General features: G+C 42.0%; 19 protein-coding genes. 10 read left to right on the top strand and 9 right to left on the bottom strand.

Annotation, left to right across the window (positions count from 1 at the left end):
* Nucleotides 1-48: 48 nt before the first annotated feature.
* The 7 genes from fbpC to PROVRUST_RS10220 form a co-directional block, all read right to left on the bottom strand.
* On the bottom strand, nucleotides 49-1,089 hold the full coding sequence (gene fbpC, locus PROVRUST_RS10250; protein ID WP_039855055.1) for a ferric ABC transporter ATP-binding protein: 1,041 nt from the start codon (nucleotides 1,087-1,089) through the stop codon (nucleotides 49-51).
* Between the two features lie 16 nt (nucleotides 1,090-1,105).
* Nucleotides 1,106-3,184 carry an ABC transporter permease gene (locus PROVRUST_RS10245; protein WP_039855054.1) on the bottom strand — a complete coding sequence of 693 codons (2,079 nt, stop codon included), beginning with the start codon at nucleotides 3,182-3,184 and terminating at the stop codon, nucleotides 1,106-1,108.
* Nucleotides 3,185-3,383: 199 nt separating this feature from the next.
* Entirely contained in the window at nucleotides 3,384-4,415 is a 1,032-nt protein-coding gene (locus PROVRUST_RS10240) for an ABC transporter substrate-binding protein (protein ID WP_006814718.1), read from the bottom strand.
* A gap of 27 nt (nucleotides 4,416-4,442) precedes the next feature.
* Nucleotides 4,443-5,768, bottom strand: coding sequence for an MFS transporter family glucose-6-phosphate receptor UhpC (gene uhpC, locus PROVRUST_RS10235; RefSeq protein WP_006814717.1), 1,326 nt, complete (start codon nucleotides 5,766-5,768; stop codon nucleotides 4,443-4,445).
* Between the two features lie 106 nt (nucleotides 5,769-5,874).
* Complete coding sequence (locus tag PROVRUST_RS10230) at nucleotides 5,875-7,401, bottom strand: MASE1 domain-containing sensor histidine kinase (protein WP_006814716.1); 1,527 nt, start codon at nucleotides 7,399-7,401, stop codon at nucleotides 5,875-5,877.
* 6 nt (nucleotides 7,402-7,407) lie between these two features.
* Entirely contained in the window at nucleotides 7,408-8,034 is a 627-nt protein-coding gene (locus PROVRUST_RS10225) for a response regulator transcription factor (protein WP_006814715.1), read from the bottom strand.
* Between the two features lie 222 nt (nucleotides 8,035-8,256).
* Nucleotides 8,257-9,291, bottom strand: coding sequence for a methyltransferase (locus PROVRUST_RS10220; protein ID WP_006814714.1), 1,035 nt, complete (start codon nucleotides 9,289-9,291; stop codon nucleotides 8,257-8,259).
* Between the two features lie 810 nt (nucleotides 9,292-10,101).
* Here PROVRUST_RS10220 and PROVRUST_RS10210 point away from each other — a divergent pair.
* From PROVRUST_RS10210 to glnB, 5 genes are read left to right on the top strand one after another with little or no spacing between them, the layout of a single operon-like run.
* Nucleotides 10,102-11,541, top strand: coding sequence for a sensor histidine kinase (locus tag PROVRUST_RS10210; RefSeq protein ID WP_039855053.1), 1,440 nt, complete (start codon nucleotides 10,102-10,104; stop codon nucleotides 11,539-11,541).
* Nucleotides 11,542-11,543: 2 nt separating this feature from the next.
* Complete coding sequence (gene qseG, locus PROVRUST_RS10205) at nucleotides 11,544-12,365, top strand: two-component system QseEF-associated lipoprotein QseG (protein ID WP_006814711.1); 822 nt, start codon at nucleotides 11,544-11,546, stop codon at nucleotides 12,363-12,365.
* The gene (gene glrR, locus PROVRUST_RS10200; protein WP_006814710.1) at nucleotides 12,362-13,702 is read left to right on the top strand and encodes a two-component system response regulator GlrR; all 1,341 of its coding nucleotides are present in this window, start codon (nucleotides 12,362-12,364) and stop codon (nucleotides 13,700-13,702) included. Before qseG ends, glrR begins: the two co-directional genes overlap by 4 nt.
* A 41-nt stretch (nucleotides 13,703-13,743) precedes the next feature.
* Nucleotides 13,744-15,366, top strand: coding sequence for an NAD+ synthase (locus tag PROVRUST_RS10195; RefSeq protein ID WP_006814709.1), 1,623 nt, complete (start codon nucleotides 13,744-13,746; stop codon nucleotides 15,364-15,366).
* 12 nt (nucleotides 15,367-15,378) lie between these two features.
* Complete coding sequence (gene glnB, locus PROVRUST_RS10190; RefSeq protein WP_004921424.1) at nucleotides 15,379-15,717, top strand: nitrogen regulatory protein P-II; 339 nt, start codon at nucleotides 15,379-15,381, stop codon at nucleotides 15,715-15,717.
* 141 nt (nucleotides 15,718-15,858) lie between these two features.
* On the opposite strand, the gene hmpA is transcribed toward glnB, so the two are convergent.
* A complete protein-coding gene (hmpA, locus tag PROVRUST_RS10185; protein ID WP_006814708.1) occupies nucleotides 15,859-17,058 on the bottom strand; it encodes an NO-inducible flavohemoprotein in 1,200 nt (399 codons plus the stop codon).
* Nucleotides 17,059-17,409: 351 nt separating this feature from the next.
* Here hmpA and glyA point away from each other — a divergent pair, with 351 nt between their 5' ends.
* Both glyA and PROVRUST_RS10175 read left to right on the top strand, forming a co-directional pair.
* Nucleotides 17,410-18,663 (top strand): serine hydroxymethyltransferase, encoded by a 1,254-nt coding sequence (gene glyA / locus PROVRUST_RS10180; protein ID WP_006814707.1) that lies wholly within the window; start codon nucleotides 17,410-17,412, stop codon nucleotides 18,661-18,663.
* A gap of 130 nt (nucleotides 18,664-18,793) precedes the next feature.
* Nucleotides 18,794-19,945 (top strand): 3-phenylpropionate MFS transporter, encoded by a 1,152-nt coding sequence (locus PROVRUST_RS10175; protein ID WP_006814706.1) that lies wholly within the window; start codon nucleotides 18,794-18,796, stop codon nucleotides 19,943-19,945.
* Between the two features lie 60 nt (nucleotides 19,946-20,005).
* Here the strand turns inward: PROVRUST_RS10175 and suhB are convergent, their stop codons facing one another.
* Complete coding sequence (suhB, locus tag PROVRUST_RS10170; protein ID WP_006814705.1) at nucleotides 20,006-20,809, bottom strand: inositol-1-monophosphatase; 804 nt, start codon at nucleotides 20,807-20,809, stop codon at nucleotides 20,006-20,008.
* Nucleotides 20,810-20,935: 126 nt separating this feature from the next.
* On the opposite strand from suhB, the gene trmJ reads away from it, so the two are divergent.
* The 3 genes from trmJ to PROVRUST_RS10155 all read left to right on the top strand — a co-directional run bounded on the left by trmJ (nucleotide 20,936) and on the right by PROVRUST_RS10155 (nucleotide 23,624).
* Nucleotides 20,936-21,667, top strand: coding sequence for a tRNA (cytosine(32)/uridine(32)-2'-O)-methyltransferase TrmJ (gene trmJ / locus PROVRUST_RS10165; RefSeq protein WP_006814704.1), 732 nt, complete (start codon nucleotides 20,936-20,938; stop codon nucleotides 21,665-21,667).
* A 116-nt stretch (nucleotides 21,668-21,783) separates the two neighbouring features.
* Nucleotides 21,784-22,281 (top strand): Fe-S cluster assembly transcriptional regulator IscR, encoded by a 498-nt coding sequence (iscR, locus tag PROVRUST_RS10160; RefSeq protein WP_006814703.1) that lies wholly within the window; start codon nucleotides 21,784-21,786, stop codon nucleotides 22,279-22,281.
* A 128-nt stretch (nucleotides 22,282-22,409) separates the two neighbouring features.
* Complete coding sequence (locus PROVRUST_RS10155; RefSeq protein ID WP_006814702.1) at nucleotides 22,410-23,624, top strand: IscS subfamily cysteine desulfurase; 1,215 nt, start codon at nucleotides 22,410-22,412, stop codon at nucleotides 23,622-23,624.
* The last annotated feature ends 24 nt before the right edge of the window (nucleotides 23,625-23,648 follow it).

Below are 23,648 nucleotides of genomic sequence, written 5' to 3'. Positions count from 1 at the left end.
CCATATATTGAGCGGTTTAGAGGATGATCTCTGCAATCAACAGGCAGTTTATTCGAGAATAAACATGCCATAAGGGTGGATTTGTAAATACAGTTCCTCGCCGACGCTTGGTTGTAACTGTGTGGCATTGATTTGCAGCAGCATGGATTGACCATGCCAATCGACCGTTACTTCATATTGAGGCCCCATATAAGCCACATGGGTGATTGTGCAGCGCTGACTATCATCCCCTTGCAAGCTTAACGTGATAGCTTCAGGGCGCACACCGACCGTGACTTGAGTTTGGCTAGTGGTTAATTGCGCTGGGCGTGGCAAGCGATAGCTGAAAATATCCACCGCATCACTAGTGAGTGTGGCGGGAAAAATGTTTGCATCTCCCATAAAGCTAGCCATAAATTTAGAGGCTGGCTGGCGGTATAGCTCTTGTGGTGAACCAAGCTGCATAATTTTACCTTTGTTCATGACCAGAACCATGTCAGAAACGGCAAATGCTTCGCTTTGGTCATGGGTCACATATAAAGAGGTAATATTGAATTGCTGCTGAAGTTCACGGATTTTTTCACGCATACTACGACGTAAATTAGCATCTAAGTTACTTAGAGGTTCATCAAATAACAGCACTTTAGGTTTTAAAATTAATGCGCGAGCCAGCGCCACACGTTGTTGTTGACCACCAGAAATCTGGTCGACAAACCGATCAGCAAAGCCCGCTAAATCGACTAACTCCAACGCTTCTTCTACACGTTTTTTAACTTCAGCTCTGGGTAATCCTAACATTTTCAAACCATAGCCTACGTTTTCCCCTAACGACATATGTGGGAAAAGGGCATAAGACTGGAATACCATACAAATATCACGTTGCTGAATTGAACGGTCAGTCACATCCTCACCATCGATAAACATGCGGCCTTCAGTTGGTTTTTCTAAGCCCGCAACTAAACGTAGCACAGTGGTTTTACCACAACCAGAAGGGCCTAACAGCGTCACCATGCTACCCTGTGGGATGGAAAGACTTAAATCGTCAATAACCGTATTGTCGCCAAAGCGCTTGGTGATATTTTTTAATTCAACAAAACTTTTCTGTGTCATGTCAGTGACTCCATGATTATTGTGCATTTTTGGCTTTGGAGCGTGAAACACGGGCTTCGCCAATTAAATAGTCAAATAAGAAAATAATGGCGAGCATGACCACTATCAGAATCGAACCGTAAGCAATTGCCACTCCATATTCACCATCCTCAACTCGGTTCAGTATATAAGCTGTGGCTACGCGAGTATCCGGTGTCACCAAGAACACAATGGCGCTGACGGTGGTAATGGCGCGAACAAAGCTATAAATCAGCGCGGAGAGAATTGCAGGACGCAATAATGGCAGAAGGATATGGAAAATAGTGCGCATCGAGCCAGCACGTAGGCTGAGTGAGGCTTCATCCAATGATTTATCAATCTGACCAAGACCCGCGATACCTGCACGGATCCCCACTGGTACGTTACGCATTGTCATAGAAATGATCACGATGGCTGCCGTTCCCGTTAAATAGAACGGGGTATCGTTGAAGGCTAAGATATAAGATACCCCAGCCACGGTGCCCGGTACGGCGAAGCACAACATCGTGGTAAATTCGATGGTTTTCTTACCACGGAAATCTTGGCGAACCACAATATACGCAATGAGAAGACCGAGAATAGCGGTAATTGGTGCCGCGATACCCGCATATAACAGCGTATCTAGCAGTGATGGCCATGCACCATCATTAAAGCCTTGACCAAATAATTTGGTAAAGTTATCGAGGGTTAATGTGTAATCCACACCCCAGTTAACCGTGAAGCTGCCATAGAAAATGCTGCCGTAGAGTAACACGTTAAAGGCAACCCAGATCCCCAGTAACACGGTCACGGTAGTCACTAATGATACAGGTAGCGGTTGTACATCCCCTCGGTAGGATTTACCGGAAACGGTGACGTAAGAACGTTTACCAATCCACATGTATTGCACGCAGAATACCAGTAACGAGAAGACTAGCAAGGAGGCACCTAATGTACTTGCTGCTTGATAATCGAGTTGTGACCCGGTGATATAGAAGTAAATTTGGGTAGCGAGAACGTCAAAGTTTCCGCCTAATACTAACGGGTTACTAAAGTCAGCTAAGGACTGAACGATCACAATTAAGAATGCGTTTGCGAGCGCAGGTTTTAGTAGCGGCATAAACACATTGAAGAATGTTTGGTAGCGATTGGCTCTTAATGTATACGATGCTTCTTCTAAAGAGGGATGAATGGTTTTAATTGCACCGTCGAGGATCATAAATGACATCGGCGTAAATGCCAGAACTTGTGCTAACCAAATCCCAGTAAAACCATAAAGCCAGTTAGTATTTTCTAAGCCCATATAAGTGGCTAGAAATTCGGTGATATAGCCTGAACGGCCCATCATCAAAGTAACGCCTAAGCCCACAACAAAAGGCGGTGTTACGATAGGAAGAATAGAGAAAACACGTCCAATAATTGCGGAGCGTTTGGCAATTCGGGTTGTGTAAATAGCGAGAATTAATCCGAAGAAAGTACAGCCTACACCAACTGCCAGTGATAAAAATATTGAGTTAATAATAACTTGGACAATGTGTGATTGGGTTAGGATTGCCACAAATGCAAATGGTGCAAAATCTCCGTTCCCATCAGTAAACATTGGAATAAAAATTGCCACACTGGGAAAGACGATAAATAACGCAATCAGCGCGACAACAGTAATCAGGGAGCCAATCACAAATTGGTCGCCACCCAGCCACTCTAAGCGAGTTAAGGCGTGGGTCATAATCATTCCGAGTGCAATAAATAGCGTGATTGCGGAGTAACCCAATCCTCTACCATCTAAGTAGGCACTGATAATGACAACAATGGCGGTAATTGCAGCAACGGCGACATCAAAATAGTGGCGATTTTTGTGGTTACGATCGGCAGGTGTTAGTGGTCTGAATAACAAGATAGACGGTAATAAATACCAGAGCCAACTAATATTGACGCTGCTCCAGCCATACGAAGCTAAAATCTCATCTTGTGTGGAGTCGAATAAGCCATAGTCTAAGCTCCACGATGGGAGTAGAGCAAAGCCCAGCCAAGCGATCAGAATCCAAAGGAAAATACTGTCCTTTTTCTTCGAGGCGGTGAGAGTTAACGTTTGAGGCATTGTTTTTCCCCTAAGTTCATTACTTTCGAATGAAAACAGCATCATTTTTATTCGAATAGTAAAGAACTTAATTAATATTATAATTCTAATGAATGAGCTAATCTGAAGCCGTCTGCAAAAAACAGACACTTAAGTTTTAGACTTCATTTTTATTGTAAGTAAGTAGCTTAGTGCGGTGACGAGCACCGCACTGGGAGCATTATTTGCTCATTTTGACTTCGGTAACCCATTTGTTGATCAGATTTTTACGGACTTCAGCATCGCCGTATTTATCCATATCGTAATTGATTAAATTTAAGTCTTTAAGTTTCAGAGAAATAGGGGAAGATTCAGCTGTGGTGTTGGTTAAGATCTGGTAAGACTGACCTTGTTTCCAGCTCAGCTCTTGGGCTTCTTTAGACAGAACGAAATCAACGAACAGCTTCGCATTGTCCATATTACGGGCATTTTTCAGAATACTAATACCGCCGATCTCATAACCGGTACCTTCACAAGGGGCGATGAGTTCTAATGGCGCGCCATTTTCAACTTCTAAAGAGTAGTCGTGCAGGAAACCGATACCGATGGCAGATTCACCACGGGCTGCGTTACGTGCAGGGGCAATACCAGATTTAGTGTATTGAGAAATATTTGAGTTTAATTTTTTCAGATAATCAAACGCTTGCTCGTTGCCCCACAGTTGGTCGAAAGTAGCGAGAGCGGTATATGCGGTTCCTGAGCTTTGTGGGTCAGCGATTTGAATTTCACCTTTATACTCAGGTTTGGTGAGATCTTTCCAACAAGTCGGGATCGGCAAACCTTTCTCTTTCAGGCGATCTTTATTCACGCCAAACCCTAAGATCCCGATATAAACCGCAGAAGAGTAGTTACCTTTGCGTTTTGCTGGATCTTGGAATTGAGTCATGATTTGTGACAGGTTTGGTGATTTGTATGGCTCTAAGAGATCCATTTCACCAGCTTGTGAATGTGGGTCTAATGTACCGCCGTACCAAACGTCAGCTTGTGGGTTACGTTTTTCTGCTTCGATTTTGGCCAGAGTACTGCCTGAGCCATTACGAACGAAAGTCGTTTTTACATCATATTTTTTGGCGAAAGCTTGAGTTTCAGCTTCGCACATTGCATTGGTGGCACTACAGTAAACCACTAAACGGCCAGCGGCATTTGCTGTGGTCGTAATAGCGGCAAGAGATAAACCTGCTGCAACGAGTGTAGAAAGAGTCTTAAGTTTCATTGTCAGTCCTTTATTCACGTTTTCGGATTAACTATTATTATTTTGCGGTGAAACTGCACCGGCTAAATGCTCTCGCTTGCTGACATTCGCAATCAAAAGAGGCATCAGTAGTAGCCCCATCAAGGCCGCAGCACTAGCGAGTAAGGTAAACATTCCCGACCAACCATAATTTGCGATAACTTGAGAGAGCGGCCATCCTGCAATTGCAGCCCCTAAATAGGCATACAATCCAAGATAACCCGTTACCGTTCCAGCTGCCTTTTTATGACAATATTCTGTAGCAGCTAGACCAACTAACATCTGTGGACCAAATACAAAAAAGCCATTAGCTAAAAAACACACGGCAAGTAGCCCGTAGTGATGAATCGGTATTAACCATAAGGCATTCACAGACACAAAAAGCCCTAAAGAAAATAACAAAATCATCGGTGCTCGCTGTCCACGAAACAGAAGGTCAGACCCCCAACCCGCACACAACGCGCCTAATAAACCGCCTAATTCAAACAGTGCTAATGTCGCATTAGCACTTAATAAATTCGTTCCATGCGTTTCTGTAAGCCATAAATTTCCCCAATCGTTTATCCCTATGCGGATGAGATAAACCAAGATATAGGTACAACCTAATAGCCAAATCATCGGGTTAAACACAATGGTTTGCTTCAATATCACCCACATAGATTGTGGTGGAGATAAATGCTCTTGGCGCAGTTCTAAGGCATCATGTCGCCATTGTCCCACTGTGGGTAAGTGTTCTTCTTTCGGGGTTCCTCTTAGTTGCCGGCAGAGCCATAACCCCAAAACAACACCAATAATTCCCGGTACAATTAATGCCATTTGCCAGTTGTAATAAGTGGCTAATAAGGCAGCTAATAGCGGTAACGCCATTCCACCAAGGTTGATGGAGATATTCCATAAACCCCACCAAAACCCACGCTCATTACGTGAATACCAGTGAGTCAGAATTCTTGCGCAAGGGGGCCAACCCCATCCTTGAAAGAAACCGTTTAACGTCCACACAATCAGTAAAGCAGGAAACGATAAACAATAAGCAAAAATGATATTTAGAACGCCGGTCATGATAAGACCTACACCCATAAACCAGCGGTAGCCAGTGATATCGTGGAAAATTCCCGATATAAACTTGGACAGTCCGTAGGTTAGGTAAAAGGCAGAGGCGATCCAGCCAATATCACTTTTGTCTAACAACAGCTCCGTTTGCATGACGGGCATAACGAAATTAAAGCTTTTTCGTGTCAGGTAAAAAGCAGCATATCCAATAATCATGGAGAACATTAATTGGCGGCGCCAGAAACGGTAATTGCCATCCAAATTAAATTTACTTTCACCTGTCATGGTTGTGTTTCTCCCGTTTGGCAAAATGTAATCAAGTTTTTAAATAAAAGGATGAGATAAGGTATTAGGAGACTAGGAATTATTCCTATTTTTACAATCTTTCATTTCAAAATGTGGGCAAGTTAACAATTATTTTGGTGCCATTTTGCGTTGTCAGTGTCCAATCGCCACCTAAAGCGGTCACTCGCTCTTCAATTCCCCGTAAACCAAAGCCAGAAGTTCGTTTGCTAAAGGGAATACCGACGCCATTATCCTCGGCAATAAGCTGGATCGAGTCACCTATTTGGTCGAGTGAAATATGAATGTGTGTCGCTTTAGCATGTTTGCTGATGTTATTGAGAAGCTCTTGAACAAGTCGGTAGAGGGTGAATAAAACGGTTTCATTGGCCGGGGTTTCTTTTAGCCCATAATAAAACGTGCACTGGATATTATTTTCTTCAAAAGCAAATTCGGCGATGAGATGTGTGAGGGCGTTTTCTAGTGACATTTCATCGAGAACGGGAGGACGTAATTGACGTAGTAATTGGCGGGTTGCTTGATGGATTTGTTGTGCTAGCTCATTGATTTGACTGGCAGCTTGGCGACTTAATTCATTGGGTGCTGTTTTTTTCACTAGCATCGACTGGATTTGAATAGCGGTAATGTTTTGCCCAATTTCATCATGTAATTCTCGCGCAATATCTTTCTTGATATCTTCCTCAGTGTGTACCAATTTACGCATCAGGTCTCGGCGAGTTTGCAGTTCTTGCTCCAATCGTTGGCGATAGCGCTGTAAGTTACCGGCAAGTTGTTTTTGGCGACTTACCGCAATTCCCAGTCCAATACCAATTAAGGCTTGAGAGCTTAAGAATAATTGTAATTCTTGTAAGTCATCAAATGCGCCTTGGAACTGCCTTGCAAAAGTGATAATTAAGCTCCCCAATAATGCGGATAGAACCCCGCCTTGCCATCCATATCGGTAAGCCATAAAAATATTGGGAATAAAAACTAACAAAACAATCAGCTGTTCAATCTCTGGAGCAAAGAAAATTTGCGCACTTAAACCGACCAAGCAAAATAAAAATCCCCAAATAATCAGTGATGTGCGTAATTGTTTATCAGGTGTACCATAGTCGAGTAGCATATGATAATGCTGCTCATGCAGATATTCATAAATGAGATAAACAAAGGGGGATAGTAGTATTCCGCCAGTAAACGTGGTTAAAAATAGTTGGCTAATTGAGTATTGAGACAGTAAACCAAACAGTAGGGCGTTGAGGATACTGTTGGCAGTAACGCCAGCAAGGAGCAAAATTAGCCGTTGCCAATACAGCGTATAGCGCCACCAAATATTTTGGATTACGACGGCGACCGCTAAACTGAGGAGCGGGGAAAGTAATAAAATAGGCTGTGATAATAGTTGCTCTTCAGCAAGCCAGTAATTGAGTAGCCCTTCAGATAATAAAATGGTCGGCCAATATCGCCGCCAGAGCAATATCATCAAGGTGAGGCGTAAGGCTTGGGGTAGAAATAGCGTAGCTTGAAAACTATTTTGGCTGAGATAAAAACCAATAATCCACAACCCAATCCAAATTAATGAATAAGTAAATAACAAAAATAGGGACTGCAATCCTAAGCGCAGCGCTTTATTCATCAATATCTACCTTGAGATAATATTATGCTCTAACGCGTAGTGAACCAGCTCAATGGTGCTATCACACTGTAATTTACCTAAAACATTTGCTCGATGAACATGCACTGTTTTATGACTCAGATTGAGTTGCTCAGCAATGACTTTGACGCTTAATCCAGACACTAATAAGTCAAAAACTTCGCGCTCACGGTTAGTGAGTTCTTGAATGCCATGTTGCTGCTGTGGTGTTTGACGTAATGCTCGCATTGCATCGGCACATAAGTAGCAACCGCCTTGATGAACAGAACGGACCGCCTGAACTAACTCTTCTGGCCCACAACATTTTGTTAAATAGGCGCTAGCCCCTGCATCCAGTGCGCTCTGCACAAATGCGGGTGTATCATAAATACTTAAAATAATGGTACGAAAATCGGGTTTTTTCTTACGTAAGCGGGTGAGTAACTGTAAACCGCTTTCATCTGGCATTGAGATATCCATGATAGCAACATCGATATCAAGGCTAATTAAGTGAGGCCAGGCTTCTTGAGCGCTTGCATATTGACCCACGATGCTAATATCAGGCTCTAATGTTAGCAGTTGGGCGAAACCGGAGCGCACGACAATATGGTCGTCAATCAAGGCTATTTTTATCATTGTAGTTTCGATAGTAAGTAAGTGACCATTTGCCAGTCTTATATCAATATAGGGAAAGATTAGCTAGGAACATAGTTTGAAATTCTGACGTCCATCAGAAATGAAACGCGCGGCATCATAGCGCTAATAAATCGGATGGCAATATTTTCTTTTGTTATTGTGGTATTTCTAGATGGAATTGAACTCGCCTCTGAAGATTCATAAAGCGAGTGTTTGATATTATTAAGTGTTAGGTTGTACTTCTGTAATCGATAAATGACAGTCCGTTTTAATGATGCGATTGATTTTTAGATCAGCTTGAGCGAGCAAATTTTCTAACTCTTCTTTGGTCCTTCCATCGGCACCGATCATTAGATTTGAACAGATAAGCCCTATATTTTTACCAAAATTGGGTTTGTTATCGTTGATGACATGAGTATCAATTAAGAGTAATTTTGATGTTTTTTTCATGGAACGACGTATTACATTGAATATATTAATTAATTTTTCATTATCCCAGTCGTGAGTAATGGCTTTAAGTAAGTAAAAATCGGCCGCAGGGGTTGAATCAAAAAATGAGCCCGTCTGTGTTTCCCAGCGAGAATCATCCCCTAGTTGGTGTAATAGATGTTTGTCAGTAATGATGAGCCTATCAAATAATATTCCATGTGTTAGGGGATTGGATTTTAATACTTCAAGTAATAAACCTCCGCGTCCTCCTGCAATATCTGCAATAAGGCTATTTTCAGGGAAGGGGTATTTATCAACGATAAATGGATTTTCTAACCTTGAATATGAAGCCATGCCAGCATGAAAGTTTTCAGGTAAATCGACATTTTTTTCCCAATACTCATAGAAGGTTCCACCAAACAATTTTTCAAAGATGGGTACCCCTTTAGCCATATCGGATAAATAGTAGGATGGCATCCAAAATGTTTGGTCAGTGAACATTAACACCGCATTACGTAAAGAATAGGGATGAGATTCTAATAAGAATTCGGCTTCTGGTGTCAGTGTAAAGCATTCATCGTATGTGGATGTGAATATATTCTGAGTCGCCAGTATTCGTAATATTTGTTGAATAACCGTGGGAATTGCACCTATTTCTTGTGCTATTTGTTCAGCGGTCTTTGGGTGAGCTTCAAGTGTTTCTGCTAGCTTCAATTTTACGGCTGCACGTAGTGCTGCATGGAACATGAATCCTGTTGCTTTATTCAGGAGCTGAATACCAAGCTCTAACTGATTAAATTTATGATTATTGGGTAGAGAGTTGTTCATATAGCCCCATATTATTAAGGTGAAGTAAGTTGTTAGATTGAACTTAATTATTTGCGTACCTAACCCATTAAAGGAAGCCTTAAAATTTGATAGTGTCTAAAATTAGCGACAAACCATGGGGTGCGATGTCGCCAAAAGGTGACATTTATCTTGATGATAAATAAGAACATTAAAAAACAGGTTGGTCTGTGTCTTAAATTGGAGACAGATAAGGGAATATAATTTGGAATTAGAACTTGTTCACAATATGTCAGATTAGATGTAAAAAAGTATAAAACTAAAAATCAAGCAAATTCAATGTGATATAAAATAGTTTGAAAAGTTGGCACGATGTGTGCATAATAATATTCAGTTGCTCATTCAATTGCTTATGTAGGTCCAAATTTGTTGGGAACATACCACATAAAACCCGAATGATGCCAAAGTAAGGTGCCTACCGTCCAACACCATAGATATTCGCTTTCGAGCCTTATCAAACACAGGGCGACACGTTGAGTGAGGCACCACCTATATGATTATCTTTAGTAAAAGACATAGTCATATATAAGCTGTAAAGTATCGCTGGCGGATAAATGGGAATTCTCATTTATCCGCCTTCCTACATCTGCATCCCCTCCAGCTAGATTAGCCATAAGCAATAAAATTCCTTTTAGTCTATTTTCTTGAAAATTATCACATTTTACCCCATAAACTGGCACGTTCATTGCTATTTAATCGATATGGCACACTCGCCAATATCCCAATGCAAACAGAATTTTCCGCTTAGGGGCGACTTCTGCTACCATTGAAAGACATATAAATAGGTAAGAGATGAACGGTTTGAGCAAATGGCGTCTTTTCCCGCGCTCATTGAGGCAACTGGTAGTCATGGCTTTTTGGCTAGTTTTACTACCTTTATTGGTGCTGGCTTATCAGGCATACCAAAGCCTTGAGCAATTGAGTAATCAAGCGGCAAATATTAATAAAACAACACTGCTAGATACCCGTCGTAGCGAAGCAATGAGTAGTCTCGCGTTGGAAATGGAGCGTAGCTATCGGCAATATTGCGTTCTACAAGATCCTGCATTACAAACGCAATATCACAAACAGTTTGCCGATTACGAGCAGATGTTAGAACGCCAGAAAACCATCCTGCCAGATAATGCGGATAGCTCTGCATTGGTAAATGCATTAAAGCAGCTAAAAGCGATCAGTTGCGAGAGCAATGAACCAACCCAGCTTACGACTAAAGCGTTAGAACAGTTTTCTGCGCAAAATACACAACTTGTGCAACAAACCCGCGATGTTATTTTTAGTCGTGGGGATCAGTTGCAAAAAGCCATCGCAAATAAAGGGCAGCTATTTGGTTGGCAAACATTAATTCTGTTTTTACTCAGTGCATTATTGGTTACGCTATTTACTCGAATGATTATTGGTCCGGTAAAAGTGATCGAACGGATGATTAATCGCTTAGGAACAGGTCTGACGCTAGAAAATGATATTGACGGATTTAAAGGTCCTCGAGAGTTAAGAACCATTGCCCAACGAATTATTTGGTTGAGTGAAAGGCTTGCTTGGCTCGAATCTCAGCGCCATGAATTTTTACGCCATATTTCCCATGAACTAAAAACACCGTTAGCCAGTATGCGTGAGGGGACGGAGTTATTGGCAGATGAAGTTGCCGGACCGTTGACCAGCTCACAAAAAGAGGTTGTTGAGATACTGGATCATAGTAGTAAGCACCTTCAGCAACTTATTGAACAGTTGCTCGACTATAATCGAAAATTAGTGGATGAGCCGCCTGTTGCACAATTAGTTGATCTGAATAAGTTGATCGATGACATTGTGAATGCACATAATTTGCCAGCAAGAGCGAAAGAGATAAAAACGGAAATTCGCTTAAAAGTGGAAAGTTGCCTCGCGGAGCCGACTCTGCTCGGAAGAGTTATTGATAATATCTACTCCAATGCGGTGCACTATGGCGGCGAATCAGGTAATATTTGGATCTCTAGCCGACGAACAGGTAATAAATTAGTGATTGAGATTGCCAATACCGGCACTCCAATCCCTGAGTCTGAGCAAAATATGATTTTTGAACCTTTCTATCAAGGAAGCCTCCAAAGAAAAGGCGCCGTAAAAGGAAGTGGACTGGGGCTTAGCATCGCGCAAGATTGCATTAAACAGATGGGCGGTGAGCTATCATTGGTTCCCCACAAATCAGCGGATGTCTGCTTTCGAATTGAACTGCCTTTAACTGCAGAGAACGAATAACAATGGTAAATAGGTCTACAGATTTTTGGGCTGTATTGTGTAAGACGATATTGCCAAAAACAACATTCAATAGCCGTAGAGTGACGAATAAATCATTCCGCATCGCTACGCCGTTAGGAATATTTTTCTTTTCTCTCTTTCTTTCTGGTTGTGTGGTGAAAAATGGACAATCTCCGTTAGAAACCTTAGCTCAAGTGGTGATCCCAGAAGTCAAAACGACAGATTATCGCTATGCATCCTGTGAGTCCATTTGGGAAAATCAGCAGCTTGCCTCACAAGAGAATGCGCTGTATTGGTTGCGTATGATGGGGTGTGTTGATCGAATGGATGCAGAACAAGCACGTAACAAAGCCAAGCAGATCGACGTGACTGATTGGTCTAGTTCATTCACGAAAAATATCCTATTGAATTCTGCTGAGCCGTCGATTACTGAACGACGTCAAATGCTAGATAGCATCAACACGTATAGCTTAAGTTTTCCTACACCTGTTCGCCCGCTATTACAGATTTGGCGCGAACAGCAAGTGCAAGTTATCAACCTTGCTGAAGCTAATTCTCGTTATAAACGCTTACAGCAGGAAATGGATACCAAATTTGATCGTTTAAAAGAAGATAATGCAAAGCTGCGTTTTGAGTTAGATTCAACATCACGCAAATTAGAAAACTTAACCGATATTGAGCGTCAGCTCTCTTCACGCAAAAAAAATGCGAATGAAGCTGAAAAAGAAGATGAAAAGGCGGTAACTAATGCCGTCGCTGCTTCTCCTGATGCAGCTAAGCCAGCCGAAACAGAACAAAATCCAGCGGAGAATAAAGTACAATGACAAGCCGTAAGTCAGCGAACTTACTACTGGTTGATGATGACCCTAGCCTGCTAAAACTGTTAGGCATGCGCTTAAGTAGTGAAGGTTTTAAAGTATCGACAGCAGAGAGTGGTCCAGAAGCACTAAAACGCCTACAAAAAGAAAAAATCGATTTAGTGATTAGTGATTTACGTATGGATGAAATGGATGGCATGGCGCTGTTTGATGAGGTGCAAAAAGCCCATCCAAATCTTCCTGTCATTATTCTAACGGCGCATGGATCTATTCCAGATGCAGTTGCGGCCACTCAGCGTGGCGTTTTTAGCTTCTTAACTAAGCCTGTTGATAAAGATGCATTGTATAAAGCTATTGATGAAGCGTTAGCTCTGTCATCCACGCCGATGAGCGATGAAGAGTGGAGCTCTGGAATTGTGACTCGTAGCCCACTCATGATCCGCTTACTTGAGCAAGCTCACATGGTGGCACAGTCAGATGTCAGCGTGCTAATTAACGGGCAAAGTGGTACGGGGAAAGAGGTTTTGGCTCAGGCAATCCATCGCGTGAGTCCTCGAGCTCATAAACCGTTTATTGCTATTAACTGCGGTGCGTTGCCAGAACAACTTCTTGAGTCCGAATTATTTGGTCATGCAAAAGGGGCCTTCACAGGGGCAGTTAGCAGCCGAGAAGGCTTATTTTTTGCTGCCAACGGCGGAACCCTATTTTTAGATGAAATTGGCGATATGCCAATGGCTCTTCAGGTTAAATTACTGCGTGTTTTACAGGAGCGAAAAGTTCGCCCTCTAGGTAGTAACCGTGATTTAGATATCGATGTACGGATTATCTCTGCAACACACCGTAATTTACCTAAAGCGATGGAAAAAAATGAGTTTCGTGAAGACCTTTACTATCGCTTAAATGTCGTGAATTTACGTATTCCTGCATTGAATGAACGCTCGGAAGATATTCCATTATTAGCTAATCATTTACTACGTGAAGCCGCAAATCGTCATAAGCCATTTGTACGCAGTTTTTCCAGTGATGCAATGAAGTGTTTAATGACGGCAAGCTGGCCCGGTAATGTGCGTCAGTTGGTCAACGTGATTGAGCAATGTGTGGCACTCACCACATCTCCCGTGATCAGTGAAGCATTGGTCAGCCAAGCTTTAGAAGGGGAAAACACAGCATTACCGACATTTGTAGAAGCGCGTAATCAATTTGAATTGAATTACTTGCGTAAATTATTACAGATGACGAAAGGTAATGTGACTCAAGCCGCTCGCATGGCTGGGCGAAACCGAACTGAATTCTATAAGTTACTCGGGCGCCATGATTTAGAAGCGAACGATTTTAAAGAATAAAACCTTTATAGCCTAAAGGTTTAAGGGAGAAAAAACATTTTATGAGCCGTAAGCTTAATATCTCATTAGCGCAACTCAACTGGTTAGTTGGTGATATTGAAGGTAACTGTGACCGTATGTTGCAAGTTGTCGAGCAACAGTCACAAAATACTGATATCGTCATGTTTTCTGAGCTGGCTCTGACAGGATATTCCCCTGAGGATTTACTGTTCCGCCACGATTTTGAAGAGCGCTGTGTAGCTCAATTAAAACGCTTACAACAAGCAAGCGGCGAATGTGCCATTATCGTTGGTCATCCTTGGTATGAAGATAGCGAAATTTACAACGCATTATCCTTTTTCTATCAAGGAAAATTACTCGCGCGTTACTTCAAGCAGGAATTGCCTAACTATGGCGTATTTGATGAGCCTCGCTACTTTACCGCAGCCGAAGACACCTGTGTGGTGGACTTCAAAGGTTACCGTTTAGGCTTATTAATCTGTGAAGATATTTGGTACGACGAGCCCATCGATAACGTTAAAGGTGCGGGTGCTGAGTTAGTATTAACCATAAATGCATCACCATATGACCTGCATAAAGAGCATATTCGAAGTGACCTGCTGGAAGAGCATTGCCAGCGTACGGGCTTACCGATTATTTATCTTAATCAAGTCGGCGGTCAGGATGAATTAGTCTTTGATGGTGCATCTAAGGTTCTTGCAAACAAAGGTAAGCAAGTTTATCAAATGGCTGAGTTTGATGAGCAAGTAGCTACCGTGACTTTTGAAGAGTTAAAATTAGTCACCGAACAGCCAAAACTACCCGAAGTATCAACCACCGCACAAGTTTATCAAGCTTTAGTTCTAGCAACTCGTGATTACATTAATAAGAATGGATTTAATGGCGCCATTTTAGGTTTGTCTGGTGGTATTGACTCTGGTCTAACAGTCGCCATTGCGGTTGATGCGATTGGTAAAGAACAGGTTCAGGCCGTTATGATGCCGTTCCGCTATACTTCAGAAATGAGCATCCATGATGCAAAAGAACAAGCCGAATTATTAGGTGTTGAATTTGATATTGTCTCGATCGAGCCAATGTTTGATGCTTTTATGACCGAATTGCAGCCGATGTTTGCAGGAGCTCAAGCGGATACAACAGAAGAAAATCTACAAGCACGTTGTCGAGCAGTGATCTTGATGGCTATGTCGAATAAACGTCGACGTTTGGTGTTAACGACCAGCAATAAGAGTGAGTCCGCAGTTGGCTACTCAACGTTGTATGGGGATATGGCGGGTGGATTCGATGTATTAAAAGACGTACCAAAAACGCTGGTCTTTGAACTGGCTAAATATCGTAATACAATATCTCCAGCTATTCCACAACGCGTGATTGATAGACCACCTTCAGCGGAACTTGCTCCAGGCCAATTGGATCAAGATAGCTTGCCACCTTATGATGTTCTGGATGCCATCTTAGAAGGTTATGTAGAAAAAGATTTATCTGTGACTGACCTAATCAAACTTGGGTTTGATAAAGAAACAGTTCGCAAAGTGGTGCGTCTTGTCGATATTAACGAATATAAACGCCGTCAGGCTCCAGTAGGGCCGCGGATCACAATGCGTAATTTTGGCAAGGATCGTCGTTATCCGATTACTTCAGGTTTTGGCCGTAAAAATTGGTCATAACAGGAACTGAATATGAAAAAAATTGATGCAATTATAAAGCCATTTAAACTTGATGATGTTCGTGAGGCTTTAGCGGAAGTGGGTATTACAGGGATGACCGTAACGGAAGTCAAAGGCTTTGGTCGTCAAAAAGGACATACAGAGTTATACCGTGGTGCTGAATATATGGTGGATTTTTTACCCAAGGTAAAAATTGAAATCGTTGTTCCTGATGATATCGTCGAAAGTTGTGTGGAAACTATCATGCAAACGGCGCAAACAGGTAAAATCGGTGACGGTAAGATCTTCGTTTATGATGTGGCTCGTGTTATTAGAATTCGAACTGGCGAGCAAGACGAAGAAGCGATTTAACCATCGCTAAAAATGCGGTAACGGAATAAATATATCTTACATGGGATGATCATATATTTACATGCGAGTCCGTTACCGCAAAAATTTAAATTTAAATTATAAATAACGCATTAAAACAACAGATTAACAATGAAACTATCATTAATTTAGTGGTAGAGCCTTATGTGGCCCAAAGCATTCATAATGGATATTCTCTTCAGCAACACCCATCTCAACTAATTGTTTTCCTACATACTGCATAAAGCCCACAGGCCCGCAGAAATAGAACTGCATATTAGGCTGTAATACGTTGTCTTTTATATGCGCTAAGTTTAGCAACCCACGGAAATGATAATCTTTCCCTTCGAGATCTTGGGGGAGAGGTTGATTAAACCACACGGCATAATGTCCTTGAGGGTGTTGTTCCATGAGCTGTTTTATTTCATCGCTAAAGGCTTGAACCGTGCCATTTTCTGCTGCATGTAACCAATTCACCGGGGCTTGATGTTGCTGCTCAGTTAAGTGATTAAGCATGCTCAACATAGGGGTTAAACCTACGCCGGCGGAGATTAAAGTGACCGGTGTTTGGCTATCGACATCAATGAAAAAATCCCCGCATGGTGGGGCTAATCGAACAATATCGCCGACATTTAATTCTTGGTGTAAGAAACCAGAAACGATACCTTGTTCTTCACGTTTTACGGCAATTCGGTAGGTTTTACCGTTTGGAGCTGTGGTGAGTGAATATTGACGTATTTCTTGATTTTCAAAGCTATTTTCATTGAGATAAATAGTGATATATTGCCCCGGACGATAATCTGCAACAGCTTTTTCGTCGACAGGCGTAAATTCAAAACTGGTGATCACCGAGCTTTCAGCTTGTTTACGGGTAACTTTAAATTCTCGTAAACCATCCCAGCCTCCAGATTTTTCAGCATTTTCATGATAGATAGCAGCTTCACGATTAATAAAAATATCCGCGAGTACGCCATAAGCTCTGCCCCAAGCATCGAGGACTTCTTGTCCAGGGCTGAGTAGTTCATCAATTGCTGCGAGTAAATTTTCCCCCACGATAGGATAGTGCTCAGGCTTAATATTTAAGCTGACGTGTTTTTGCGCAATTTTTTCCACCGCACCAATTAATGCTTCAGGGGTTTCAATATGAATAGCGTAAGCGCAAATCGCATTAAATAGGGCTTCTCGCTGTTCCCCATTGATTTGATGAGTCATATTAAAAATATCTTTTAACTCAGGATGCTGCTTAAACATTCTTTCATAGAAATGTGCAGTAAGTTTTGGCCCAGTAGCAGCAATAGCGGGGATGGTAGATTTAATCGTGGCGATGGTTTGTTGATCAAGCATGCAGGTACTCCTGAATTATTTTCATGATTTAATGAATTTATAAACATGTATTTTATATGCAACTTATAATATTTGAGGATAAATGTAAATAATCAAATGCATAAAAAGTTACAGAAATAGCCACATAATTAGAGGTGGTTAACAAAACTAGATATTCATCTCGGAATTATTGAAATAAGCACTATTATATAGTGTGTTGATTAAAGGGATCTGAACGCAAAAAAAATTTATGCAATCGTTTGCGTGTATTTTTCCTTAGGGGCTATCTCAACGACGAAAAAGAGTTTACACTGTGGGTCATTAAGTTGATTTGATTGTTACCTTATTGAATTGCTGAGGCAGGAGAAGCGAATGTTAAAGCGTGAAATGAATATTGCAGATTACGACCCACAACTGTGGGAAGCAATGGAAAAAGAAGTAGAACGTCAAGAAGAACATATTGAATTAATTGCTTCTGAAAACTACACAAGTCCACGAGTCATGCAGGCTCAAGGCTCTCAGCTAACCAATAAGTATGCGGAAGGTTACCCAACTAAACGTTATTACGGTGGTTGTGAATTCGTAGACGTGGTTGAGCAATTAGCGATTGACCGTGCAAAAGAGTTGTTCGGTGCTGACTACGCAAACGTGCAACCACACTCAGGTTCACAAGCTAACGCTGCTGTTTATATGGCGCTGCTGCAACCGGGTGACACTGTATTAGGAATGAATCTTGCTCACGGTGGTCACTTAACTCACGGTTCCCCAGTCAACTTCTCCGGCAAACTCTACAACATCGTTCCTTATGGCATCGATGAAAGCGGTAAAATCGACTATGACGATATCGCTGCTCAAGCTAAAAAACACCAACCAAAAATGATCATCGGCGGTTTCTCCGCTTATTCTGGTGTCGTTGATTGGGCAAAAATGCGTGAAATTGCAGACAGTATTGGCGCTTATTTATTCGTCGATATGGCGCACGTTGCAGGTTTGGTTGCTGCGGGTGTTTATCCTAACCCTGTACCACATGCTCACGTTGTTACGACCACAACACACAAAACTTTAGCAGGTCCACGCGGTGGTCTGATTTTAGCTAAAGGCGGTGATGAAGATCTGTATAAAAAACTGAATTCAGCAGTATTCCCTGGTTCTCAGGGCGGTCCTCTGATGCACGTTATTGCAGGTAAAGCGGTGGCTTTGAAAGAAGCAATGGAACCAGAGTTCAAAATTTACCAACAACAAGTTGCTAAAAATGCGAAAGCAATGGTGGAAGTGTTCCAAAATCGCGGCTTCAAAGTTGTTTCTGGCGGTACTGAAAATCACCTGTTCTTAGTTGACTTAGTTGACAAAGATATTACAGGTAAAGATGCGGATGCTGCATTAGGTCGTGCTAATATCACAGTGAACAAAAACAGCGTACCAAATGATCCTAAGAGCCCATTCGTGACTTCCGGTGTTCGTATCGGTTCCCCTGCGATTACTCGTCGTGGTTTCACTGAAGCAGATGCGCGCGAGCTAGCAGGCTGGATGTGTGATATTCTGGACAACATCAATGATGAAGCGACCATTGAAGCGGTTAAACAGAAAGTATTAGCTATCTGTAAAAAATACCCAGTTTACGCATAATGGCAATTTACTTATAACTTAATCTAAATTAGTTATCTAAACCCGCTTCTACTTTCGTAAAGCGGGTTTTTTGTTGTCGGTCCTAAACCACCACCGAAGATGGTGGCGATTTGAAAATAAGGGAGGAGTGATGGTTATCCCATCAACGCGCTGGTTAGCGATTGATTATTTTACCTACTTTTTTGCTTACAGTATTTTCTTACCTTTTTGGTCGGTATGGCTACAAGGTGAGGGTATTGATGCTGAAATGATTGGGGTATTGTTGGGTATCGGGTTAGCAGCTCGTTTTCTTGGTGCGATGTTCATTACCCCTTTAGTCAAAGAGCCATCAAAATTAATTCTTGCGTTACGGCTGCTGGCCACACTGTCTCTTATTTTTTCTATTGGTTTTGCCTTTGGCTCTCATTGGGCTTGGTTACTATTTGTAATGATTGGATTTAATCTTTTCTTTGCTCCAATGGTTCCTTTAGGGGACTCTCTTGCGGGAGCATGGCAAAAGCAATTTACCTTTGACTATGGCAAAATTCGTGTTTGGGGTTCCATCGCTTTTATTATTGGATCTTCGTTGATGGGATATTTGTCAGGAGTCTGGGGGCATAAATCTATCATGGTCGCACTGATTATCAGTTGCGCTGCAATGTTATTAGGAACGCTACTAAAACCTGCCATTATGCCTGCTGGGGCAGCAAAAACTGATGGTGTCAGCAAAGTTTCTTTTAAACAGCTGATTGCCGATAAAAACGTCGTTAAATTTTTAGTTTGTGTCAGCTTACTGCAAGGAGCTCATGCGGCTTACTATGGTTTTGCTTCGCTGTACTGGAAAGAAGCGGGATATTCAGATTTAGTCATAGGTAATTTATGGTCTCTTGGTGTCGTCGCCGAAGTCATCGTTTTTATGTTAAGTCACCGTTTATTCCGCCGCTGGAGTGCGCGTAACTTACTATTACTATCCGCAGCCTGTGGAATTATTCGCTGGAGTATGATGGGAGCATTTACTTCATTGCCCGTGTTAGTGATGGTGCAAATTCTTCATAGTGGTACGTTTACGGTCTGCCATTTGGCCGCAATGCGCTTTATTAGTGCCCGTAAAGAGAATGAAATTATTCCATTACAAGGTGCTTATTCTGCATTGGCTATGGGAGGCGGGTTGGCAATCATTACCATTATGGTTGGCTATATTTATGAGCGGGTCCCTCAGCAGCATGGCGTGGTATTTTTCTTGATGGCTATATTGGCCGTGCCTGCGTTATTTATTAGACCTAAAATAGAAGCTAAAGGTTAGTTCGTGAAAAACAACAAGGGCGCAAAGTTCTCACTCTGCGCCCTTATTCGTCATTATCAATTAGCGTTTTAACGCTTCAGATAACTCATCTTTCATGACAGTCAGAATGTCTCTAACAGCTCGCGGGCTGCCTGCAACTAGATTACCTGATGCTAAGTAGTTATGACCACCGATAAAGTCAGTCATGATACCGCCAGCTTCACGCAGGATCAGTTCGCCACCTAAGAAATCCCATGGTTTTAAGCCAATTTCAAAGTAAGCATCAACGCGGCCTGCTGCGACATAGCATAAATCTAAAGCTGCAGAACCTGAACGACGGAAATCTGCGCACTGTTCAAACATTTTGCTCATGACATTCATGTATGGAGTTGCATGTTGTTTATGTTTGAATGGGAAACCAGTGGCAACAATTGCGCCTTCAAGATCACGTTTTTCAGCAATCCGTAAACGGTAACCGTTAAGCTGTGAGCCTTGGCCACGTACAGCAGTAAACAATTCATTACGCATAGGATCGTAGACAGCAGCAACTTCTGTACGGCCTTTGATGCGTACAGCAATAGAAACAGCGAAATGAGGGAGACGTTTTGTGAAGTTAGTGGTGCCATCCAGTGGATCGATTACCCATTGAATATCATCATCTTTACCTAACAGTTCACCACCTTCTTCTGTGATGATGGTATGGTCAGGATACGATTTACGGATAATCTCAATAATGAGTTGTTCAGCTTCACGGTCAACATTGGTGACAAAATCGTTAGAACCTTTTTGGGTCACGACAACATTTTGAGGAGTTTCATAGTTTTTAGCTATGTGATTACCAGCCTTACGTGCGGCACGTATGGCGATGTTAAGCATCGGATGCATGGGTTTTTTTCCACTGGAATTTTTAAAGAACGAAAAACAAGAGAGCCGAATTATATAGATGATCGTCACAATAAGCAATTTTGTGTTAAGCTACTGCGATAAATTTTTCATTACATCGTATAAATCATGTTAGATAATATCCGTATCGTTCTCGTTGAAACTTCCCACACTGGTAATATGGGCTCCACCGCTCGCGCTATGAAAACCATGGGGCTTTCAAATCTCTATTTAGTCAACCCACTGGTAGAGCCAGACTCCCATGCTATCGCATTATCTGCGGGTGCCAGTGATGTGATTGGCAATGCAAAAATCGTGACATCCTTGGATGAAGCGCTTGAAGGCTGTAAGCTCGTGATTGGTACCAGCGCGCGTTCGCGTACATTACCTTGGCCGATGGTTGAACCCCGTGAATGTGGTGTCAAATCCGTTCAGCAATCCAATGAGTCACCTGTAGCGATTATTTTTGGTCGTGAGCGGGTAGGATTAACCAATGAAGAGTTACAAAAATGTAACTATCATCTTTATATCCCCACGAACCCTGAATATGGCTCATTAAATCTAGCAATGGCAGTACAATTAGTTAGTTACGAAATTCGTATGGCCTATTTAGCGATCAATGAAAAAAATACGCAAAAATCCGCGGTTGATGAGGTAGAATACCCACCGGCTGAAGATTTAGAACGTTTTTATGTTCATCTAGAAACTGTATTAAATGAGTCAGGTTTCATCCGAAAAGCGCATCCAGGGTTAATTATGAATAAATTGAGACGTTTATTCACTCGCGCACACGTTGAAACCCAAGAGTTGCACATTCTTCGTGGCATTTTGACATCAATGGAAAAATGGGCGAAAAAGTGAGGTTGAATCCGTGGTAAGGTAAAATAATACTTGAGTAAATTAGTCAGGTAAATAGTTGACCAAATTACTCAGGTATGTCACAATTATTGCATATTTTACCATGGAGTATTTATGTTATGAGACTCACTTCCAAAGGGCGTTACGCAGTAACTGCGATGTTAGATGTCGCGTTACACTCTCAGACAGGTCCTGTACCTTTAGCTGACATTTCTGAACGTCAGGGAATCTCCCTCTCTTATCTTGAGCAACTCTTTTCTCGTTTACGGAAAAACGAATTAGTTTCCAGTGTCCGCGGCCCTGGTGGTGGTTATTTGTTGGGTCGAGGCTCTGATCAAATCTTTGTTGCTGAAGTAATTGCTGCGGTTGATGAATCCGTAGATGCTACCCGTTGTCAGGGTAATAAAGAAGGTTGCCAAAATGGCGATCGTTGCTTAACACACGCATTATGGCGCGATTTAAGTGATAGAATTACCAGTTTCCTGAGCAGTATCAGCCTTGATGAATTAGTCAAAAATCAAGAAGTGCTTGATGTTGCGGATAGGCAAGATAATGAAAAGCGTAAGACAATGCCAAACGGTATTGCTCCAGAATCCATTATCAATGTACGTGCCTAATATAAAATAGATTATAAATTGCAGTCGATACTCAAATGGTAAGGGCGTGGCAAAAATAGCTAATCCTGCCTTGGGTATCTTTAAAAAATTAAAGGCAAAGCTGTCTTGTCCTTTGGAGTATGTGAGCAATGAAATTACCGATTTATCTAGATTATTCAGCGACTACGCCAGTTGACCCTCGCGTTGCTGAAAAAATGATGCAATGTCTAACAATGGATGGGAATTTTGGTAACCCAGCATCCCGTTCACACCGTTTTGGCTGGCAAGCTGAAGAGGCGGTTGATATTGCTCGTAATCAAATCGCTGAATTAGTTAATGCGGATCCTCGTGAAATCGTATTTACATCAGGTGCAACAGAATCTGATAACTTAGCTATCAAAGGTGCTGCCCAGTTCTATCAGAAAAAAGGTAAGCATATCATTACGTGTAAAACAGAACATAAAGCAGTTCTGGATACTTGTCGTCAATTAGAGCGTGAAGGCTTTGAAGTAACGTACTTAGCGCCTCAAAGCAATGGCTTAATTGATCTGAAAGTATTAGAAGCGGCAATGCGCGAAGATACAATTTTAGTCTCTATCATGCATGTGAATAACGAAATTGGTATCGTTCAAGATATCGCGACGATTGGCGAATTATGCCGTAGCCGTGGCATCGTATTCCATGTTGATGCAACTCAAAGCGTCGGTAAATTACCTATCGACCTGTCAACGCTAAAAGTTGACCTAATGTCTTTCTCTGCTCATAAACTATACGGACCTATGGGTATCGGCGCATTGTATGTTCGTCGTAAACCTCGTATTCGTTTGGAAGCTCAGCAACATGGTGGTGGTCATGAGCGTGGTATGCGTTCAGGCACTTTACCTGTACACCAAATTGTAGGTATGGGTGAAGCTTACCGCATTGCAAAAGAAGAGATGGCGCAAGAATCTGAACGTCTGCGTGGATTACGCCTGCGTTTATGGAATGGTATTAAAGATATCGAAGAAGTTTACCTTAACGGTGATTTAGAAAATGGTGCGCCGCACATTCTTAACGTCAGCTTCAACTATGTTGAAGGTGAATCCTTAATGATGTCCTTAAAAGATTTAGCGGTCTCTTCAGGCTCAGCTTGTACTTCTGCAAGCTTAGAACCTTCTTATGTGCTACGTGCTTTAGGAATGAGTGATGAACTGGCTCACAGTTCAATTCGTTTTTCTTTGGGTCGTTTTACCACAGAAGAAGAAATTGACTATGCAATCAAACAGATTCATGGCGCGATCGGCCATTTACGCGAGCTGTCTCCTTTATGGGATATGTTTAAAGCAGGCGTAGATATTAATAGCATCGAATGGTCTCACCATTAATCAGACAGTTTAAGGAGTTTAAGA

Origin of the sequence: Providencia rustigianii DSM 4541, from assembly GCF_000156395.1 — a bacterium.
Classification (GTDB): domain Bacteria; phylum Pseudomonadota; class Gammaproteobacteria; order Enterobacterales; family Enterobacteriaceae; genus Providencia; species Providencia rustigianii.
Note: the sequence above shows the minus strand (reverse complement) of the source record. Positions and strands in the feature narration are given on the sequence as shown.

Coding starts and splice junctions, on each gene's coding strand:
- suhB (WP_006814705.1), bottom strand. CDS start 20,809: ATGCATCCGATGCTTAACATCGCCATACGTGCCGCACGTAAGGCTGGT.
- PROVRUST_RS10155 (WP_006814702.1), top strand. CDS start 22,410: ATGAAATTACCGATTTATCTAGATTATTCAGCGACTACGCCAGTTGAC.
- PROVRUST_RS10195 (WP_006814709.1), top strand. CDS start 13,744: ATGAGCCGTAAGCTTAATATCTCATTAGCGCAACTCAACTGGTTAGTT.
- uhpC (WP_006814717.1), bottom strand. CDS start 5,768: ATGACAGGTGAAAGTAAATTTAATTTGGATGGCAATTACCGTTTCTGG.
- qseG (WP_006814711.1), top strand. CDS start 11,544: ATGGTAAATAGGTCTACAGATTTTTGGGCTGTATTGTGTAAGACGATA.
- PROVRUST_RS10175 (WP_006814706.1), top strand. CDS start 18,794: ATGGTTATCCCATCAACGCGCTGGTTAGCGATTGATTATTTTACCTAC.
- PROVRUST_RS10240 (WP_006814718.1), bottom strand. CDS start 4,415: ATGAAACTTAAGACTCTTTCTACACTCGTTGCAGCAGGTTTATCTCTT.
- glyA (WP_006814707.1), top strand. CDS start 17,410: ATGTTAAAGCGTGAAATGAATATTGCAGATTACGACCCACAACTGTGG.
- PROVRUST_RS10245 (WP_039855054.1), bottom strand. CDS start 3,184: ATGCCTCAAACGTTAACTCTCACCGCCTCGAAGAAAAAGGACAGTATT.
- glrR (WP_006814710.1), top strand. CDS start 12,362: ATGACAAGCCGTAAGTCAGCGAACTTACTACTGGTTGATGATGACCCT.
- iscR (WP_006814703.1), top strand. CDS start 21,784: ATGAGACTCACTTCCAAAGGGCGTTACGCAGTAACTGCGATGTTAGAT.
- glnB (WP_004921424.1), top strand. CDS start 15,379: ATGAAAAAAATTGATGCAATTATAAAGCCATTTAAACTTGATGATGTT.
- hmpA (WP_006814708.1), bottom strand. CDS start 17,058: ATGCTTGATCAACAAACCATCGCCACGATTAAATCTACCATCCCCGCT.
- trmJ (WP_006814704.1), top strand. CDS start 20,936: ATGTTAGATAATATCCGTATCGTTCTCGTTGAAACTTCCCACACTGGT.
- fbpC (WP_039855055.1), bottom strand. CDS start 1,089: ATGACACAGAAAAGTTTTGTTGAATTAAAAAATATCACCAAGCGCTTT.
- PROVRUST_RS10220 (WP_006814714.1), bottom strand. CDS start 9,291: ATGAACAACTCTCTACCCAATAATCATAAATTTAATCAGTTAGAGCTT.
- PROVRUST_RS10210 (WP_039855053.1), top strand. CDS start 10,102: ATGAACGGTTTGAGCAAATGGCGTCTTTTCCCGCGCTCATTGAGGCAA.
- PROVRUST_RS10230 (WP_006814716.1), bottom strand. CDS start 7,401: ATGAATAAAGCGCTGCGCTTAGGATTGCAGTCCCTATTTTTGTTATTT.
- PROVRUST_RS10225 (WP_006814715.1), bottom strand. CDS start 8,034: ATGATAAAAATAGCCTTGATTGACGACCATATTGTCGTGCGCTCCGGT.